Below are 2,530 nucleotides of genomic sequence, written 5' to 3'. Positions count from 1 at the left end.
GTAAGCGCCTCATCAAGGACGTCTGTACAGCACACCAATGACCCGCCAAAGTGGTGCCCACCAAATAGTAGTGGGGACCACTTTGAACACAACCATCCAATCCGGCAGCCGCAAAGGTCGTCGTAATTATCCGATCGATTTCAAGAAGCAACTGGCGATAGCCGCTTGCGCTCCCGGCGTGTCCGTCGCCCGTCTGGCCTTGGACAACGGGATCAACGCCAACATGCTGCATAAATGGCGGCGTGCATATCTTGCCAGCGATGTCGGTACACAAGAGACTGCGCCGTCAACATTCATGGAAGTCCACATCACGCCTACCACCAACGCTGTGGCACCTGTTGCTGAGCCGGTCTCGGTCCCGGTGCCGGTCGATACTAACGCGCCGAAGGCGATACGGGGGCACCGACAAACCATCCAGTCTGGCGTCATCGAAATCAGCCTGGCGACCACCACCTTGCGCCTGGAAGGGACGGTCGATGCGGCCATCCTGGCGCAGGTATTGCGTCACTTCCACCCATGATCGGCCTGCCTGTCGGCACGCGGATCTGGATCGCCGCCGGTATCACGGACATGCGCTGTGGCTTCCAGGGATTGGCTGCGAAGGTAGAAACCGCATTGGCAGCCGATCCGTTCAATGGCCATGTCTTCGTGTTCCGTGGCCGCCGCGGCGATACGGTCAAACTATTGTGGGCCACGGAGGATGGTCTGTGCCTGCTGGCCAAGCGGCTCGAACAGGGTCGGTTTGTGTGGCCGCAAGCCACCAGTGGATCGGTATGCCTGACGCCGGCGCAGCTGTCGATGCTGCTCGAAGGTATCGACTGGCGACAACCGCAACGCACCTGGCATCCCAGATCGGTGTTGTAAACATCAACGGACTTGCGTAAACTCCGTGCATGCCGAACCTGCCCATTCCCTCGCCCCTGCCCGACGACATCGACGCCCTCAAGGCGATGGTGCGTGCGCAGCAGGCGGCGATGGATCAAATGACGTTGGTCATGGCGTCGCATGCCGTTGAAGTCGAACAGCTCAAGTTGCTCATTGCCAAATTACAGCGCATGCAATTCGGCCGCAAGTCCGAGAAGATCGATCGGCAGATCGCGAAACTGGAGTGCCGGCTAGAGGACTTGCTGGCCGAAGAAGGTGTCGTCGATTCACTGCCACTTCCACCTGTCGTGACGCCGGCAACCGGCCCAGCTACCGAGCCCAAGGGTCCGGTACGACACGCCTTGCCGCCCGAACTGCCCCGCGAGGAGCGCATTCTGGAGCCGTCCGAGACCGCCTGTCCGGATTGCGGCGGTCATCTCAAATCACTTGGTGAGGATGTCTCCGAACAGCTAGAAATCCTCAATTCAGCCTTCAAAGTGATCCGCCATATCCGGCGCAAGAAAGCCTGCGCCTGCTGTGACCGCATCGTGCAAGTGCCGGCAGCGAGCCGGCCGATTCTGCGCGGCGTAGCCGGACCCGGTTTGCTCGCGCATATCCTGGTGGCGAAATTCGCCGATCATCAACCGTTGTATCGGCAGTCGGTGATCTATGCCCGGCAGGGTGTCGAGATCGACCGTTCCAGCATGGGACGCTGGGTCGGTGCCTGCAGCGCATTGATGGCACCCCTGGTGGAAGCACTGCGCAACCATGTGATGGCCGGTATCAAACTGCACGCCGATGACACGACGGTGCCTGTACTCGCTGCGGGTCACGGCCAGACCAAGACTGGCCGGCTCTGGACCTATGTGCGAGATGATCGTAGCTCGGCCTCGACGGTCCCGCCAGCGGTCTGGTTTGCCTACACGCCGGACCGCAAGGGCATCCACCCGCAAACCCATCTCGCCGGATTTCACGGCATTCTGCAAGCCGATGCCTACGCAGGCTTCAATGCCATTTACGATACCGGACGGGTGCAGGAAGCCGCTTGCTGGGCGCACACCCGGCGTAAATTCCATGATCTCCATGTCGTTCATCCAACGACGTTTACCACCGAGGTGCTGCACCGGATCGGTGAGCTGTACGAGATTGAGGAACCGCTGCGCGGCAAGCCGCCGGATATTCGTCGGCAGGTCCGGCAGTCTAAGACGTTGCCGCTACTGGTGGACTTCGAAGCTTGGCTGCGTGCGCGCTTGCCGACCTTGTCGGCCAAGTCCGACACGACCAAAGCCATCAATTACGCGCTCAACCAATGGCAGGCATTGCTGCTGTACTGCGATCACGGTATCGCCGAGATCGACAACAATGCGGCTGAACGTGCTCTGCGCGGCGTTGCTCTGGGACGCAAAAATTTCTTGTTCGTGGGTGCCGATAGCGGCGGCGAGCGCGCCGCCGCCATGTACGCGCTAATCGGCACCGCAAAACTGAACGGCATCGATCCGGAAGCCTACCTGCGCCATGTGCTCACGCACATTGCCGACTATCCCATCAATCAAATCAATGATCTGCTGCCTTGGAATGTCGCCGACCAGCTTGGCACCGCTTCGCGCTAAATCCTGCATTTACTACGAAGCAAAATTGGTCAAGACGTTGCTCGTGAGGCGCTTAC

General features: G+C 60.0%; 3 protein-coding genes. All 3 read left to right on the top strand.

Annotated features, from left to right (window positions below; translation table 11 throughout):
• The first annotated feature begins 82 nt into the window (after positions 1 to 82).
• From tnpA to tnpC, 3 genes are read left to right on the top strand one after another with little or no spacing between them, the layout of a single operon-like run.
• The gene (gene tnpA / locus QN370_RS20410; RefSeq protein ID WP_322125748.1) at positions 83 to 520 is read left to right on the top strand and encodes an IS66-like element accessory protein TnpA; all 438 of its coding nucleotides are present in this window, start codon (positions 83 to 85) and stop codon (positions 518 to 520) included.
• Positions 517 to 864: an IS66 family insertion sequence element accessory protein TnpB gene (tnpB, locus tag QN370_RS20405; protein WP_322125747.1), complete on the top strand. Its 348-nt coding sequence runs from the start codon at positions 517 to 519 to the stop codon at positions 862 to 864. The genes tnpA and tnpB overlap by 4 nt, the downstream gene beginning before the upstream one ends.
• 29 nt (positions 865 to 893) lie before the next feature.
• Positions 894 to 2,474, top strand: a complete 1,581-nt coding sequence (gene tnpC, locus QN370_RS20400) for an IS66 family transposase (RefSeq protein WP_322125746.1) — start codon at positions 894 to 896, stop codon at positions 2,472 to 2,474.
• The last annotated feature ends 56 nt before the right edge of the window (positions 2,475 to 2,530 follow it).

Source organism: Actimicrobium sp. CCI2.3 (assembly GCF_035019065.1).
In the GTDB taxonomy this organism is placed as follows: Bacteria; Pseudomonadota; Gammaproteobacteria; order Burkholderiales; family Burkholderiaceae_D; genus Actimicrobium.
The sequence above is the reverse complement of the archived record's forward strand: the minus strand, read 5'-3'. Positions and strand labels throughout refer to the sequence as shown.

What these genes read in the sequence shown, in the direction of transcription:
- tnpB (WP_322125747.1), top strand. Translation starts at nt 517, where the DNA reads ATGATCGGCCTGCCTGTCGGCACGCGGATCTGGATCGCCGCCGGTATC.
- tnpC (WP_322125746.1), top strand. Translation starts at nt 894, where the DNA reads ATGCCGAACCTGCCCATTCCCTCGCCCCTGCCCGACGACATCGACGCC.